The sequence below is a fragment of the Nitrospirota bacterium genome, from assembly GCA_016214845.1.
In the GTDB taxonomy this organism is placed as follows: Bacteria; Nitrospirota; Thermodesulfovibrionia; order UBA6902; family UBA6902; genus SURF-23.
Genome location: JACRMS010000022.1, coordinates 35,515 through 51,854 on the forward strand (window position 1 = coordinate 35,515; position 16,340 = coordinate 51,854).

Annotated in this window: 16 protein-coding genes; 10 read left to right on the plus strand and 6 right to left on the minus strand. The window is 45.4% G+C overall.

The features are described from left to right. Positions 1–62 precede the first annotated feature (62 nt). The gene (locus HZB61_07405) at positions 63–2,636 is read left to right on the plus strand and encodes a S8 family serine peptidase (protein MBI5056424.1); all 2,574 of its coding nucleotides are present in this window, start codon (positions 63–65) and stop codon (positions 2,634–2,636) included. Between the two features lie 4 nt (positions 2,637–2,640). Further along, entirely contained in the window at positions 2,641–3,165 is a 525-nt protein-coding gene (locus tag HZB61_07410; GenBank protein ID MBI5056425.1) for a protease complex subunit PrcB family protein, read from the plus strand. A gap of 26 nt (positions 3,166–3,191) precedes the next feature. Here the strand turns inward: HZB61_07410 and HZB61_07415 are convergent, their stop codons facing one another. Beyond that, a complete protein-coding gene (locus HZB61_07415) occupies positions 3,192–4,979 on the minus strand; it encodes an AsmA family protein (GenBank protein ID MBI5056426.1) in 1,788 nt (595 codons plus the stop codon). A 164-nt stretch (positions 4,980–5,143) separates the two neighbouring features. Between HZB61_07415 and HZB61_07420 the strand changes: the two genes are divergently transcribed. Then, a complete protein-coding gene (locus HZB61_07420; protein MBI5056427.1) occupies positions 5,144–5,479 on the plus strand; it encodes a PilZ domain-containing protein in 336 nt (111 codons plus the stop codon). 33 nt (positions 5,480–5,512) lie between these two features. Here HZB61_07420 and HZB61_07425 read toward each other — a convergent pair whose 3' ends face one another. Further along, positions 5,513–5,968, minus strand: coding sequence for a CBS domain-containing protein (locus tag HZB61_07425; protein ID MBI5056428.1), 456 nt, complete (start codon positions 5,966–5,968; stop codon positions 5,513–5,515). Between the two features lie 354 nt (positions 5,969–6,322). On the opposite strand from HZB61_07425, the gene HZB61_07430 reads away from it, so the two are divergent. The 5 genes from HZB61_07430 to HZB61_07450 all read left to right on the plus strand — a co-directional run bounded on the left by HZB61_07430 (position 6,323) and on the right by HZB61_07450 (position 10,069). Beyond that, a complete protein-coding gene (locus tag HZB61_07430) occupies positions 6,323–6,757 on the plus strand; it encodes a hypothetical protein (GenBank protein ID MBI5056429.1) in 435 nt (144 codons plus the stop codon). A 222-nt stretch (positions 6,758–6,979) separates the two neighbouring features. Then, a complete protein-coding gene (locus HZB61_07435; protein MBI5056430.1) occupies positions 6,980–7,567 on the plus strand; it encodes a hypothetical protein in 588 nt (195 codons plus the stop codon). Positions 7,568–7,571: 4 nt separating this feature from the next. Next, positions 7,572–8,678 carry a L,D-transpeptidase gene (locus HZB61_07440; protein MBI5056431.1) on the plus strand — a complete coding sequence of 369 codons (1,107 nt, stop codon included), beginning with the start codon at positions 7,572–7,574 and terminating at the stop codon, positions 8,676–8,678. A 7-nt stretch (positions 8,679–8,685) separates the two neighbouring features. Further along, the gene (locus HZB61_07445; GenBank protein ID MBI5056432.1) at positions 8,686–9,387 is read left to right on the plus strand and encodes a L,D-transpeptidase family protein; all 702 of its coding nucleotides are present in this window, start codon (positions 8,686–8,688) and stop codon (positions 9,385–9,387) included. A gap of 1 nt (position 9,388) precedes the next feature. Continuing rightward, a complete protein-coding gene (locus HZB61_07450) occupies positions 9,389–10,069 on the plus strand; it encodes a hypothetical protein (GenBank protein ID MBI5056433.1) in 681 nt (226 codons plus the stop codon). Positions 10,070–10,083: 14 nt separating this feature from the next. Here HZB61_07450 and HZB61_07455 read toward each other — a convergent pair whose 3' ends face one another. Beyond that, on the minus strand, positions 10,084–10,398 hold the full coding sequence (locus tag HZB61_07455; GenBank protein MBI5056434.1) for a hypothetical protein: 315 nt from the start codon (positions 10,396–10,398) through the stop codon (positions 10,084–10,086). Between the two features lie 288 nt (positions 10,399–10,686). Here HZB61_07455 and HZB61_07460 point away from each other — a divergent pair, with 288 nt between their 5' ends. After that, positions 10,687–12,120, plus strand: a complete 1,434-nt coding sequence (locus HZB61_07460; GenBank protein ID MBI5056435.1) for a HAMP domain-containing protein — start codon at positions 10,687–10,689, stop codon at positions 12,118–12,120. 2 nt (positions 12,121–12,122) lie between these two features. Next, entirely contained in the window at positions 12,123–13,499 is a 1,377-nt protein-coding gene (locus HZB61_07465; protein MBI5056436.1) for a sigma-54-dependent Fis family transcriptional regulator, read from the plus strand. A 488-nt stretch (positions 13,500–13,987) separates the two neighbouring features. Here the strand turns inward: HZB61_07465 and HZB61_07470 are convergent, their stop codons facing one another. The 3 genes from HZB61_07470 to HZB61_07480 all read right to left on the minus strand — a co-directional run bounded on the left by HZB61_07470 (position 13,988) and on the right by HZB61_07480 (position 16,187). Continuing rightward, positions 13,988–14,671 carry a hypothetical protein gene (locus tag HZB61_07470; protein ID MBI5056437.1) on the minus strand — a complete coding sequence of 228 codons (684 nt, stop codon included), beginning with the start codon at positions 14,669–14,671 and terminating at the stop codon, positions 13,988–13,990. A 189-nt stretch (positions 14,672–14,860) separates the two neighbouring features. After that, positions 14,861–15,409: a hypothetical protein gene (locus tag HZB61_07475; protein MBI5056438.1), complete on the minus strand. Its 549-nt coding sequence runs from the start codon at positions 15,407–15,409 to the stop codon at positions 14,861–14,863. A gap of 193 nt (positions 15,410–15,602) precedes the next feature. Further along, positions 15,603–16,187 (minus strand): hypothetical protein, encoded by a 585-nt coding sequence (locus HZB61_07480; GenBank protein ID MBI5056439.1) that lies wholly within the window; start codon positions 16,185–16,187, stop codon positions 15,603–15,605. Positions 16,188–16,340 lie beyond the last annotated feature (153 nt).

Here is a 16,340-nt window from a genome sequence, read left to right on the forward strand (position 1 = left end):
TAAATTCATTTAGTTAGAGGCAAGTCAGAACTATTTAAGCATCGGGGAACGTTTAAGATACAGTGAAGTCATTAAATTTTTTCATCGTCATACTTGCTGCATCCTTTTTCACAAGCGCCTGCGGAGGCGGCGGTGGAGGAGGCAGCAGCAGTGCAAATACTGTTACACAGCCCGAAGGATACACTGTCAGCGGGGCGGTCAATGCGTCCGCAGGCTCAGCGGTAGACAGTGATGTAAATGATCCCGGAGCGCCTTATTCATCCAACGATAATTTTGACAGCGCGCAGGCCATTTCCAATCCGGTCACATTAGGCGGTTATGTAAATGTGGCAGGGCTCGGTCCAGCCGGCAGATCATACGAATCAGGGGACGTCTCGGATTTTTTTAAAGTCACTCTTGCCGCAGGTCAGACAATAACGCTCATCATCGCCAGTCATGCGGCAGCCGACCTCGACATGTATTTGTATAACGAGGCCCAGGCCCCGGTGGATTCATCTCAAAATACAACTCAAACGGAATCTTTGACCGTAGCCTTGCAAGGCGACTACTACATAGAAGTTCGCGCTTTTAACGGCGCCTCTAACTATACTCTTTCAATAGGCCAGGGCGGTCCATTGCTTGCGGCCGGGACCCCAAGCCTGAGCGATGAATTTGTCCCCGGGGAATTGATCGTAAAATTTAAGGACCAGATGCTGTCCAAAGGAAATGCCGCCGGGACACAGGCAAGCGTTCAATCACTCGGGCTGGTCCATAAACAAGGCGAACGGGGACGGGCGATGCTAATGAGTATCGGGGATGAACAGCAGAGGCAGGCCGCATTTAAAACACCCGGCATTAAAAGAAGTGAAGGCGTTTCAGCCGTTACTGATAATGAGATAAAACGCAAGAAGGACACCCTCGAGATAATAAAGGCGTTGAGAAAGCGTCCCGACATTCTGTATGCCGAACCCAACTACATCCGCCGCGCGTATGCCGTGCCGGATGACACATATTATTCAAGACAGTGGCATTACTCTTTAATAAATCTCCCTTCCGCATGGAACATAACAACAGGCAGCAGCAATGTGACAGTAGGCGTAATTGACACCGGCATCCTCCTTAACCATCCTGACCTTCAGGGGCAGGTCGCCGGCGACGGCTATGATTTTATCAGCGATCCTGCCATGTCGCTTGACGGAGACGGGATTGACAGCAGCCCTGCCGATCCGGGAGACCAGTCCAATCTCAACGGCAGCAGCAGTTTTCACGGGACACATGTGGCAGGCACAATTGCCGCGCTTTCAAACAACGCTACAGGTGTTGCGGGAATTGCATGGGGCGTGAAGATAATGCCTTTGCGCGTTCTCGGTAAATCCGGCGGCACATCCTTTGACATACAGCAGGCAGTGCTTTATGCCGCAGGGCTTTCCAATGCTTCCGGTACAGTGCCTGTTAAGAAAGCGGACATTATTAACCTCAGTCTTGGCGGCGGAGGGGCCTCGCAGTCCGAGCAGGAGGTCTTTACCCAGGCGCGAAACGCGGGGGTCATTATCGTTGCCGCGGCAGGCAATGAGAACAGCAGCACGCCTTCTTATCCCGCGTCATATGACGGAGTGGTTTCGGTCAGCGCGGTGACTATAGACAAAAGCAGGGCCTATTATTCCAATTTCAATTTGTCTGTGGACATCGCCGCTCCCGGCGGAGACACGAGGTCGGACAATAACGGGGACGGCTATCCTGACGGGGTATTAAGCACGAGGGGAGATGACTTACAAAACCCTTTTCAATATACATATGAATTTCTCCAGGGGACATCAATGGCTTCTCCGCACGTGGCGGGTGTTGCCGCGTTGATGAAATCCGTAAATTCAGGACTGACCCCCCCTCAGTTCGACAGTCTGCTTGCAGGCGGACAACTGACTGAAGATCTGGGGGAGCCCGGAAAAGATAATCAGTTCGGCTATGGTTTAATAAACGCCTACAAGGCAGTCGGAGCCGCAGGCAATATCCCTTTGGCCCCTGTTCTCGTTGTCAATCCCGCATCCCTTAATTTCAGCACCTCCCTTGACAGAGTGATACTTTTAGTCGAAAACGCAGGCGGAGGGACTCTTGTCGTTAATGGCCTGTCTGATGACGCGGTCTGGCTTACGGTAAGCGAACTGAGCGTAGACGCAAACAAACAGGGCGCTTACAACATAACGGTCAACAGGAGCGGCCTTCCTGACGGCACATATACGGCTTCCATTACAGTTGCTTCATCGGTAAATCCTGTAACAGTGCCTGTCATCATGCAGGTCAGTAATACCGGAGCTGCCACCAATGCGGGTCATCACTATGTTTTATTACTGGACCCTGACACTAATGCTACAGTGAAAGAAGCTGAAGCAAGCGCTGACAACGGCGTATACAATTATGCCTTTACAGGGGTCACAGGCAATACATACCGCATCCTGGCAGGCACTGATTTCGACAATGACGGTTTTATCTGTGACACGGGAGAAGCCTGCGGTTCATATCTGACCTTGGACCAGCCCGTTTCGGTTACTGTTAACGGTTCTCTGACAGGCCTTGATTTTTCCACCGGTTTCAACCCGGTTTATTCAGTGTTGTCCTCCTCCGGTATGCGGCGTAATGTTTCAAAACAAATTAAAAGGTGATTTGATGCCGCGCATTATTAGATTATTTGCAGTGTACCTGCTTGCCTTATTGCTTACGGGCTGTTTTCATCACGTGATGAGCAGTCAGGGAATGACTATCAACGCCTCTGGCATTTACAGCAGCTCCATATGCAACACCTTTGAGAGTGCACCCGCTGCAACTTTGATCTCTGATGCTGAAGCTTATTCCAGGATATACGGCAGATTGCGCAAACACATTATCGGAATTGAAAACGACAAAGCCCCAGAAGTTGATTTTACCGCTGAAAACATATTGCTTGTTGAAATGGGACAGCGCTCTACTGCCGGCTATGAGATCAGACTTGCTGAAAATACCGTATCTGTGAGCAATGCTATTGCCGATGTTAAAATTTCATGGATCGAACCAAGGGAAGGCCATGTCACAGCGCAGGTCATAACGAGCCCCTGCGTTATGATCAAACTGCCGAAGGGCAATTACTCGCACGTAAGAATATCAGACCGGAACAACAAGGTGCGGGTGGAGCTTGATATCCCCGGCGGGAAATAAGAGCAAGAGGCAAACCAGCTTCGCTTTTATTTGAATAACCCTTTCAGTAGATCTCCAACAGGTTTCCCCTCTTGCTCAGTGCTACCGCCATTGCCCTTGTCTTTTTTGAAGAGCTTGTCCAGCGCCTTATCAATCTCTTTCTCGATTACACGCCCCCCCGCTTTTGCAATATCAACAGTGTAGATGGGATTTGAAAAAGTCCCGGTGATCTTCAGTGGGATATTGCCCCAGCCTTTGTCGTCCTTTATATATTTCGCAACACCGGACCCCATTGCCTTTTGGGTTAGACGGGGGGAGAGTTTAAGATCAACAGCGAGATCGAGGGTTTCATTAAGGCCGATGTTGCCCGAAGGGTCCATTGCGATATCGTCCGAGGAGAAGACGCTTTCAAGATGGGCTACGCTGTTTCTGACGGTCACTCTCCCGTTTGCCTGTTTCAGGTTTATTGTCTCCAGCTCTTTTATGTTGAGAAACTGCGACAGCCTCCTGGTTATTTGAGCGCCCGTGATCTTTCCGTCTTTGATATTAAAATCTCCGTCGGCGATTAAATTCTTTTTGATAGTTTCAGACGCTGTGCCTGAGCCGTTTAATTTTAGGTTCAAAGAAAGGAGCCCGAAGACCGTGCCCTTTGCCTTCGGGGAGAAAGAGTTTACAACTTCGTCCGCGTGAAGGGAATCAATATTGGCTGAAAGGTTGTAAGTGTATCCCGGCTTTGAAAGGTCAATCGCGCTGTTTACATTTAATTTTCCTTTTCCTGCAACGGCGGACATTTTTGCTATCTCAAGTTTACTGTCTTTGAGCAGGTACTTAGTGTGAAAATCGTTCATCGTCAGGTCCCTGTACTTCGCGGAGGATATTTTTATTTCCCCGTTGGATTTCAGGGTATCAAATTTTTTGGGCATACCTGTTATCTTAAGGTCCGCAGAATAATTTCCCGACAGGACCAGCCCGTTCATGTCAACGACAGACGCAAGCAGTTTTTGTAGATCAGCGGACTTTGTGCCCGACATCGAAACGGCAATATTGATATCGGGTTCCTTCCTGAGGTTTTTGATATCACCGGTTATCGAGACGGGCACCTCCTGTATTTTAAGGTCTGCTTTATCTATGCGGATATCACCGGATGCGAGATTTACGTCCGCCGCGTATTTCAGCGCCGCATTTAAACTTCTGATGGGTTTTCTCGAAGGTGTCCCGAAAATAATCTCATCAAGCTTCAGATCAATATTCCCGGTAGAAGATAATTGTGTCCCGTCAGCGCTATTAATATTTGAATCAATTGCAAAAGAACCTTTTATATCGGGCAGCGCCTTTGTCGAATCAACAAAGGCAAACCCGGCATCTTTGATCGAGATATTCTTTGCGAGCAGGGAGATCGGGAGCCCTTTTGCCTCCGCTGCCTGTTTCTCTTCTTTGACCGCATGCGGCTTCTCTTTTTCCCCGATGCCCTCAAAATTGAAGCTGCCTTTAACATCACGGATGATCCTGATCTCAGGAGACAATAATTTCAGTTCATCAACGATCACTTTTTTGGAAAGCAGAGGCAGCAGCTGGAATTTAAGGATGAAATCTTTACATTTTACGAAATCAGTTTTCCCATCCGTCTCTTTTATTGCAAGGTCTTTTACGTCAATGCCTTTGAACAGGCTGATGTTTATTTGGCCGATGCTTACCTTCCGGTTTAATGCCTGCTCAGCATACGGCACGAGAAAGGCTTTGACTTTTTCCGGCGTGACGTAGGTTTTAATAAATACTACAAATGAAATAATAATGACTGCTGTTACGGCAATAATTATTGTCAGGATTTTCTTCATGGTCCCTCCTCGGCACTATAACTTTACCACTAAGCAGAGGCCTGTTCAAGAGAAAACGTCTTGGCTGCCGCTCAGTGCAGCGGCAGCCAAGATGTAATAATATTTATTTCATCATTATGTTAATTGACACGGGATGAATTTAGTGGTAATGAAATTATGTAGACATGAAAAACGAAAAGGTGTTTAAAATGGGAGCCAGAGGTTTTGACAGGATAAATGTACTGATTGATGTAAAGATCAATTGTCACAATAGAAGTTATGACGGCACAGTGACAAACCTCTCCGAGAACGGGATGCTTATAAGGACACATCAAATAACTTCTCTTCGGAACTCGCATGTCGAGGTCTCTATTCCTTTAAGGGAAGAGATGTTACATCTTTCAGGCAGGCTGGTCAGACAGGAAGATATCAGCGGTTATTACAATGGCATTGGTGTTGAGATTATAAATCCGCCGCAGAAATACCTGGATTTTATTGACAGCCTCATAGCTGTGCTGTAACCAGTGAATGTTTCAAGCGAGTAAATTGCAAACTTACGGCTTGGCTGTGTCAACATATCCGTTGCCTTTTATGTAATGTTCGAGATCAGTAATGGTAAGTTTCTGGTCCGCCATAATTGCCCGCGCTATGTCTCCGAACGTCAACAGGCCGGCCAGGTTGTTGCCTTCATACACAGGCATATGACGACAGTGCGCGGCTGTCATCAGGGCCATGCATTCTTCAATCGACTTTTCGGTTGTTATTGAGTAAACGTCTTTCGTCATCAAATCGCCGACAAGTGTCTCCTGCGAAGATTTCCCTTTCAGGACCACCTTGCGGGCGTAATCACGTTCGGAAAGAATGCCCGCGACTTGCCCTCTCTCGATAACAAGCAGAACGCCGATATCTTTTTCAGCCATAATCTCAAGAGCTCTGTATGCCGTCTCGTTGGGGTGGATTGTCCAAAGAGTTTCGCCCTTTGTTTTTAAAACATCTTTGACCTTCAACATAATTCCCCCTCCTTATTAATTTTAGTTAGGTGAAAAGCAAAACACCGGACCGTCACATGAATATTCTGCGGCAGTCCGGTGTCAAAGAAAGCGTACATTGTACTAACCTCCAATTGTCCCGCGTCTAATAACAATGCGTGAATTATTCTATTACAGTTGTGTGCATCTGTCAAACATTCAGGTCCCATGGACCGGCCATAGTCCCTTCCGGTTTCCTGTTTATACGTGCCAGGTTTTATCCTTAAGTTTCAGCATGTTAACGTGCTGAAAAAATATTTAAGTTTTCTATTAAAAAACCGATATAAAATATAAAAGGATGACAATATTATTAACAAGACAGTGAGGTTTAGGCTTATGGACAGCAATCTGCACAGGACATTCAACGACGAAGTAAACAGGTATAAAAACGCGCTTCTTTTCTACGCAAGGAAATGCGACTGGGACACATTTAAGGTCAATGCCGGAAGGCTTTTTGATTATGTTGAATCAATCGAGATGTCAGAGATTGAGAGGCGGTTTTACAATATATCCAAGGTAATAGTAATGGCGCTTTTTATAGTTGTAATTTTTATCCTCAAGATGGACCAGAACTTGTCCCCCGGCATCACCCGTCTTAAGGATTTTGTAGTTATAATAGCGGTGGCGGGCGGCAGTTTTGAAATTTATTTCCTGCTTAACTTTAAAATGTATATGAAAAACAAAATTAGACGCTACAAGAAAAGAAGAGAAAGATTTATAATGGCCATAGAGCAGGATTTCAAGGAGATAGTTGTTCAACTTGAGACGTAGCCGCAAGATATTTTTCCATCTTTCCTGGAAAGAGTGTATTAATATTCTGCAATAAATAAACGCAGGGTTTCCCTAAATGAGAAGCAATTCCCCAATTAAGGATGATTGAGGTTTCTTGATTTATTGTTTTACAATATGTTGTATGTGGCATCTAAATTGCAGACATGTCTTCCTCGAATACCATTGGTATTAAATAAAACCTTTGAGAAAGGAGGAAAAGACATGAAAAGATTTTTAGTGACTTTAACAGTAGTAATGGCAATGCTGGTTGTACTTACTTCTTGCGCAAAACAGCCCACAGAAGATATGAACGCTTCAAAGGCATCAATTGATGCCGTGATAGCAGAGGGTGGTGAAAAGTATGCGAACGCGGAAGTAAAACAGCTCAATGACGAACTGACCGCTGCTTTGGATGAAGTAAAGGTTCAGGACGGCAAGTTCTTCAAGAACTACGACAAGGCAAAAGAGATGCTTGCTAAAGTAAAAGGCAGCGCTGATGCTTTGAAGGCTGAGATCCCGGCAAGAAAAGAAAAAGCCAAGAATGACGCCACTGCAGCATTAGAAGCTGCAAAGACCGCTGTGAATGATGCAAAGACACTGTTAGGCAAGGCACCGAGAGGAAAAGGCTCAAAGGCTGACATCGAAGCATTGAAAGCTGATGTAGCAGGCCTTGAAGCATCCTTGACAGAAGTCGAGAGCATGATCACCAGCGAAGACTATTTTGCTGCAGCTGACAAAGCAAACGCAGCAAAAGACAAGGCAGCGCAGGTAGCGGAACAGATCAATCAGGCTATCGCAAAGAAGAAATAAGGGAATGCAATTACGGTTTGTTCAAGGCATAACATCTACGTTTTTTCTTATATGCCTTGGCATTCTCTACGGATGTAATTCTGCACCAGTTCCTCCAGAAGTTGCGATTGCGGAAACGCAAGAACACGAACTCTGGAGGGCTGGTGCAGAAATTTATACGCCCACGGAATACAAGGCATACAAGTCAGTCCTGAGAAACGGAAAAGACAACCTCATTAAAGAGCAGGGCAGGTTTTCATGGTTCAGGGATTACGAATCCGTTCAGAAGGAATTCAGCGGTATCCTTTCAACCGGCAACAACCTCCTCAGTAAGATCCAGGATTATAAAAGGACAAAAACTTCTGTCATAGCAGGGCAGATCGTATTTTATCAGGGCAAGCTTGACACCCTGAAAAAACTGACTTCTCTCATTAATGAAGGCAGGGTTTCGAGACGGCAATTAATGACAGCGGAGTTGCTCCTGGCCGAAGTCCAGAGGCTGGCTGAAAAGGGTAAATATCAGGAGGCTGAGAGAAAGCTGAAGGTCATCCCTATATATACCACATCGGCAACCGAGGCCATCACCCCCGTGCTCAACAGGTATGCCGACAAAGAACAGATAGCAAAATGGCGCACGTGGGTAAACGAGACTATCGCGTTATCGAAGGAAAAAGGAATTCTTTCAATTTTTGTGAGTAAGATCGACAGGAAAATGGTCGTTTATAGAAATGGGGTCCCGTATAAAACCTATTCGGTAGGACTCGGTAAAAACGGTTTTCACGATAAACTCTACGCCGGCGACCTCGCAACCCCTGAGGGTAAATACCGCGTCGTTAAGAAACAGTGGAGGAGCAAATATTACAAGGCACTGCTTATAAATTATCCCAACGAAGAAGATCTAAGGCAATTTGCGAGGGCCAAGAGGAAAGGCATCATCCCCGCGAGGGTCGGCATAGGAAGTCTTATTGAAATACACGGAGGCGGCACAGAGGGAATGACATACGGCTGTATCGCAATGGACAATAAACATGTGGATGAACTTTTCGATCTGGTGGATGTGGGGACTCCCGTGACAATTGTCGGAGCGATCGATTTTGACAATATCATATCATCAACAATAAAGGACCTCTAAAAATAAAATGAAACAGTCATACCGGCAGCTCAGCGCGGGCGGGCTTGACAACAGCCTTGCAAACCCCGCTTCTCACGGGAGTTTTTATCATAGTAAGAAGAAAATATTTCTCGCCGTCCTGTTTATAATTGTGTTCGCTTTTGCAGCGCTGGAGGCAGCCGGCTTTTATCTCTCAAAACGCGGCGCCGGTGCGGCAGATGCAAAGTCTTCAACTGCTCCACAGGCAAAGAAACCTAACCTTAAAAAGAAGATTGCCGCACTTTCTCCAAAGGGGACTTATCTCGTGATTGATACAGCCAGGAACAGGCTTTACGTAAGAAAGGGAGACACCACCTTAAAAGAGGTTGTGGTCTCAACAGGCAGCGGCAGTATACTTAACGACCCCAAAGGCGACAGGCAGTGGATATTTGACACTCCAAGAGGCGAACGTACAATCCAGTCAAAGACAACAAATCCCGTATGGACCAAGCCCGACTGGGCGTTCATTGAAGAAGGGGAGGATGTCCCCAAGAGCTTCAAGGACAGAGTTGAAAAAGGCGTTCTCGGAGATTACGCATTTCATCTTGGCGACGGGTACATGCTTCACGGCACTCTTTATACAAGACTGCTTGGACGTAACGTAACACATGGCTGCGTCAGGATCGGAGACAAAGACCTTAAAGAACTTTATGACACAATCCCGCCGGGCACAAAGGTGCTGATCTTTTAGCATGAAAATCTCCCGGACTTTCCCCTTTATTTTTCTACTTGTAATTTTCTCATGCGTAAATGCGATGGCCCAGGGCGCTTCCGTCACAGAGGATGACACACGTCTGCTTGAATCGGAATTGTCATTAGCTAAAAAAACAAACATATATTTTATATTCAACCTGAAAAGCAAAGAGATATCATTAAAAGCGCGCGGTGTTGTGCTTAAAGAAATGAAGATCGACGATGTGAAATTCTGGGGCACTTTTGTTGACGCGGGGCCGCGGCCCTTAGTCAGGAAGAGCGCATTATTTAAGGAACCAAAAAGGGTAAATATTGATCCAAACAAAAACAAAGAAGAAGAAACAAGCGTTGATACAACCACCACTACCCCCGCGCCTGCAAATCCCGCAGCATTTGATATCGAGGCCCTGGAGCTTAAAGATATGCCGGGGAACTACGACCTGGAATTCCGTGAAAGGATCTTCATATCGGTCAGGCAGAAGGGGACAGGCTTTCTCGGAAAGCTCTACAGCGCTGGAAGCTACGCCGGCTGGTATGTATCTCGCCCGCTCCTTACGATATGGAATACGATCAAAGACAGGCCGTATACTTCCATCTATCTAATATTAAACGAAGAGGACGCCCGCTCGGTCTACTGGTCTTTAGTGGAAAACTCGGACAATATCATATACTACCCGTAAGACTCATTTTCAGATCATTTCCCCTTTTTCTTCACCGGCATTTCCTGCTGCACGCAGGTTAACATGACCTGGTAGCTTCCGCCTGTCGAGTCTGAAAGTTTCCGGCAGCGCTTCTCCACTTCCGGGGGAATGTTCATTTCAGCAAGCTGGTCCTTTGCGCTTCGTTCCTGCTGGATACACTGATACACTGCCTCATTGTCCGCGTCAGGGCCTCCCAATATCTTCCGGCAATATACCTCAATATCCGAAGGGGCGAACAGGCCCTTTTGGGTCCCCGCGCATCCTGCTGTTAGAAGAAATAATATAAACAGGACCGGTAGTGTTCTCATAGAGGACCTCCTTAAAAAAAGTTTTAGACACGAAGTTTCACGAATTGACTCGAATAAAATCAGGACACAGTGTCTGTCCATAAATTGCTATTTATTAAATTTGTCATGCCCGAAGTTTTTAATCGGGCATCCAGAACTTATTTAAAAACTGGATTCCCGCTCAACAGACAGCGGGAATGACGAATAGTGAGCTGTCTATAATTTTACCAGATAATGTTTCTGTTTTTTATCGCCGCAGGGTATACTTGATTTATTGTTCTCCATTTCATTTAAATATTACTGACCGATATGAACAGATTTAAACAGTTCCTGCTCAAACCGTCTTTAAACAAGAGGCTCGTGGTGATGATGCTTTTTTTAAGCCTGAGCCTTATCTCTATACTTGTCTTTCTTTATTATCAGACCGAGAAGGTGCTGTATAATGAATTTGAGCGCCAGACCTCGGAGCTTTCAAAGGCGATACAGCTTGGCCTTGAAGAGGTCGCAAAGGGCGGTTTGTCGGAAAAGCGCCTGGAGAAATATCTGAAGAAGCTCAATCCAAAAGGGGTGAAGGAGATCCAGATCATCAGCGCCTCCGACAGGATCGTGGCGAGCTCAAATCCCAAAGACATCGGGAAGTGGATCACAAAAAGCCAGAAGACCCTCATGGTCAAGGCGGACATCGGCCAGCCTGTTTCAGGAGAAGGGCAGGTATACACGGTCATCATCCCGGTCATCTCAGGAGACAAGCACCTTGGCTATATAAATCTCACTCTCAATACCGAGGATTTTTCGGTCTTCCAGCATACAAGTATAATCAGAAGGATCGTGGCGGCCTTGCTGATATTCGGCATCGGGATAATACTCGCAGTATTTCTTGCAACGAGGTACACAAAACCCATTGACGAGGTTGTAAACGCGGCCAGGCAGGTGGCGTCAGGCAACCTCGACCAGGAGCTGAGCACAAAAAGGAAGGATGAAATAGGAGAGCTTTCACGCAGCTTTAATTATATGGTTGAGAAACTCAGGGAGGAGCGCGAGCTCAAGGAGAAATTGAGAAAGGCCGAACACCTTGCCGGCATCGGGCAGGTCGCGCAGAACATCGCGCATGAGATAAAGAACCCCCTGAACTTCATCAGCCTTTCCATCGACCATATGAGAGAGCGCTACAAACCGTGCAACCCTGCTGATATAGAAAAGTATGATTCGCTCGTGCTGAACATGAAGAACGAGATCCAGCGTCTCAGTAAATTTGCGGAGAGGTTCCTTCATTACGGCAAACCGTTCGAACTCAATATCCACAAATCGGACATCGGGAAGATAATCGAAGAGGTCCTCGAACTCGTCTCTGCAAAAGCGAAGGAAGGGAACATCTCAATCATAAAAGAATACAGACTCCTGCCTGAGCTGTATGTGGACCCGGAGTTCATCAAGACCTGCATATACAACATCATCATCAACGCCTTTGAGGCCATGCCTGACGGCGGATCGCTTTCCATCAAGACAGGCAAGTCCGACTCAAGGTTCTCGCTCGTCATTGACGATACGGGGACCGGGATCCCCGAAGAGCAGATCGCAAAGGTCTTTGAGCCGTTCTTTACTACAAAGAGCAAGGGGCTCGGACTTGGCCTTTCACTCACAAAAAGGATAATAGAAGAACACGGCGGCAAGGTGACGTTTGCCCGTAAAGAGATGAGAGGCAGCGTTGTCACTATCCTTCTGCCGCTGGACAAGGAGACTTAATAATGCCAGTGATACTTGTTGTCGACGATGAGCCGCTTCAGAGGGACATTTTAAAGACCATCCTCGATTCCGAAGGCTATGAGACACATACCGCCGCTTCAGGCAAAGAGGCGTTGGCTATTATCGCGGGCACACAGCCGGATGTGATACTTACCGACCTGAGAATGGAAGGCATGGACGGGATCGAGCTGCTTGATGCAATTCCCAAAACACCCTTTGAGCCTTCCATCATTATCATAACCGCGCACGGCACGATCTCCTCGGCAGTAGAGGCGGTGAGAAAGGGCGCCTTTGATTACCTGACAAAACCTCTCAATAAGGACACTCTCCTTTTGAACGTTCGCAGGGCGGTTGAACGGGCGACCCTGCTGAGGGAGAACATTCATTTGCAGAAAGAGCTTTTCAAGAAATTCAACATAGAGGGAATAGTCGGCAAGTCCCCGAAGATGCAGACAGTGCTGGAGGTCCTGAAAAAGGTGGCGCCTTCTGCCGTGACAGTGCTCATCAGGGGGGAAAGCGGCACAGGGAAAGAGCTTGTAGCAAGGGCCATCCATTATAACAGCCCGAGGCGCACAAAACCCTTTACAGCGATCAACTGCGCGGCCATCCCCGACAACCTTTTTGAAAGCGAACTCTTCGGCTACGAGGCCGGCGCGTTCACCGGGGCCGTCGCGAGAAAGGACGGCCTGTTTAAAATAACTGACACCGGCACGCTGTTTCTCGATGAGATAGGAGACCTCTCTTTGCCGATGCAGTCGAAACTCCTTCGCGTGCTTCAGGACAAAGAGATAAGAAGGGTTGGCGGCAAAGAGTCGATAAAGGTGGACGTGCGGATCATCGCGGCCACAAACAAGGACCTTGAGAAAGAACTCGCCGCGGGGACTTTCAGGGAAGACCTTTTTTACAGGCTCAAGATAGTCAACATCGGACTTCCGCCCCTGAGAGAAAGGGCGGACGACATACCGGAACTCGCGAGGTTTTTCATTAATAAATACAACAAGGAGTTCGGCAGAAGAATAAAAGCAATCGAGCCTGCCGCCCTGAAGATGCTCAGCGAATATCACTGGCCCGGTAATATCCGCCAGCTTGAGACGGCCATAGAGCGCGCGGTGCTGATGAATGATAAGGACACGATAACGGTCAGCGACATTAAAAATGAATTGTGGACAGGCCAGTTAAAAACTTCATTCGACCTTGATATCCCCGACGAGGGAATGGACTTTGAAAATCTCGAAAAGGAGCTCATCAAAAAGGCGATGGCAAAGGCAAACGGCGTTGCAACAAAGGCCGCCAAATTCCTCGGGATGAGCTACAAGACCTTTTTGTACAGGATGGAAAAGTTCAGCCTCAACGACTATTCAACAAAGAAGAGCGAGTAGAGCGCCGCTTACTGTTGCGCTTCTGCTCTTTTGCACTTTCATGTGCATGAGCACGGGATCTCGGATTATTACGTGGTAAAACGCCCCTTCAAACTCTATCCTCGGTTTCCTTGCCATGCGTCACCTTAGCAGGGCACACTCTCAAATGTCAATAGACAAGTCTGACCCCGTTAGTCCCCGGGTCGAATAAGAATATTGGTTATCAAGTATAACGAAAGTAAGCATTGACCGGAAGACAAAAATAACGGGACTTCCGTTCCGGTTTAAGCCCTCATCCCTGAATCAACAGGATTCCTGCGTCTCAAAACAGGCAGAGTATGAAAATATTTTTATTTTTTATAAAAAAATACTTGACAACGTGGGAAGTAGTCCTGATCACTGACGAGTGCCATGTAAGACGTTAAAGAGCATGAAACTGATTTGCACATCTCAAATCACTGCTCATCTGTAAAAGCGTCCTGTGGCACTCGTTCACGTGCATCTGATTGTTAGGGCCTTATTATGTGTGAGCCCCGAATAAATTTCTCTGTATTGTTATACTTGTCTGCATATAAATTGCCTGCTTCTATCTTCATCTCAGATAGAGCTTCTAAGTAAATATTCTCACCGTTTATATCACTGTTACTGAACGCAAAAGCATATACATTATCTGGTTCAGAATGAGTAATAACTCCAGGAATATCGACTTCCCGGTAATGTAATCTTCGAGTAAGACTTAGTTCTGTATTCTCGAACCTTCTGAATATGTTCGGAGTAAGAATAAAGCCTAACCAATTTTGCTTTTCACCATATTCGTATGCATCAATGAGTGCCTCACCTAAGAATATATTTTTTTCTCTTTGAGAATATAACTTACCAATGGTCATAGCTCCACGTACAGGAATATAATGGAGAATAAGTTTTTGGAAGAAATGCCTGGATGCTTGTTCCACTAAAGCAAAATCTTGATTGCTATCTGATTGTGAATAAATAATGAAAGTGTCCGAAAACCATGAATAAGAAATCCCATATTTCTGTTTGAACCCCACATTTTGCTCAATTGCTTTTAATACATCTTCATAGATTAGAAGCACATATTCGATCAGATCTTGATGTTTTTGCACAAGTTTTTTAAATCCCATTAAATCAAAATAACTCAACCATAGGTTTTCATATCGTGCATTTGCTACCAACGTATTCTCCATTTTTATGTTGCCCTAACGAGCCTGTAGAATAAGTCTCCAGTTCGAAAAATCAATTTGATTTTGGGAATCATAAACCCTTGCCTCGATCGAGATCATTCAATACAGCGCATTCTGAGCATCCGTTTTTTTGCTCAACCTCTCGCAAGTTTTCAGGCACTCGTTCACTCCAATGATTTGTTATCTGTTCCTTTCTTGTGAAAGCAACAACTGATCATCAAGTGCTCGCATAAGTATTTTGTGAACTTTTCTTCCTTTTTCAGTAGTTTTATATTGCCAATAATTACCGCTGGGAATTTTTGCAATATTAGGTCTATCTGGTGGTGGTTCTTTTGATACTGATAAAAGTTCAATTAATCCCCGAGAGTGTAGTTCTTGCATCGTGGTTCTGGAATCAAAAGTTTCAAGAGGAGGGGTATATTGAGTCTTATCTCCATATTCACCACCAATAACAAGAAAATGATAAAATGCATTGAAGGACAATCCCTGTAGAGCATCTTTAATATCCTTATCACCAGTTCGTTGTGCAAAATCGTCTAATTGAAATTTAATATTACCTATGCTAAATTGTGAAGACTTACTCATCCTCTCAGTCGCGGTTATTATTAAACTTTTTAAAGGAATATAAAAAAGGAGTATGATTATTAAGATGATTTGAGGATGTCCAAGGCTTTTAAAGAAATCAGTAACTCCTTTTATGATATTAATCAGCTTATCGAAACATTTCATGTTCCTGATTTCCTCCAAAAATTATATGACATTTTGCCACTGCAATATGTTTAGACAGATAACGTAGAAGTCAGTGAATCGAACCACTGAAGCTCATCAAAGAGCAAGAAACCGATTCGCTGACTTCAAACCGAACACATGCTGAAAAAGTGTCTTGTGGTTCGATTTCACTGCACTGACTTGTTAGATGTTTTTATCTATCTCCTTTATATTCAATAGGAGTTGTATCAATACCAATGTCTGATCTAACCTGATTTATCATATTCAAGGCTAAGTTCCTTACTTCGGCCCACTTATACTGTCTACGACCTTCAATTACAAACAAAAGATGATCTACAAGTTGATCATAAGCATCCATAACCCTTTGAGGCGCAAGAGCTCCAAGATAAGCATAAACCTTCATTCGACGTCTTTCAAAATCGGCAATTGCTTGGGGAGTAATTGTGCTCCCATTAACTATTGCTATATTGATATCCATTAAAAAATCCACAACCATGTCAGCGATTTGCCGATAAATAACAACTTTATCACTGTGCCCTCTTAGAAAAGTTTCTCTATATATATCAAATTCCGTTTTCAGAGCACTTATATTTCTATCATTTTGGTGCTGTAGATCAGCTCTAAGTGTCGCAAGTTCACGATCATGTTTAGCTTTTTCATCAGCCATTATTCTATTTGCCCAGACTTTTCCAAGCCAACTTGAAAGTCCAAACAAGACTGCACCCGCTACGCCAGAAGATGCAATTATAGCCGCTGCAATTTCAAATATTTCTTTCATATATCTTTACATCTAACGATATCTATACTACGCAGCAGGAAAAGTAAAAAGGACCGGGAAATTGCTAAGTGAGTAATTATAAACTTCCCCATGGTTGTTTGTCACGAAAATAATTCAAAAGGAGGGAAGTTATGAAGTACAGGAGCTACAAGA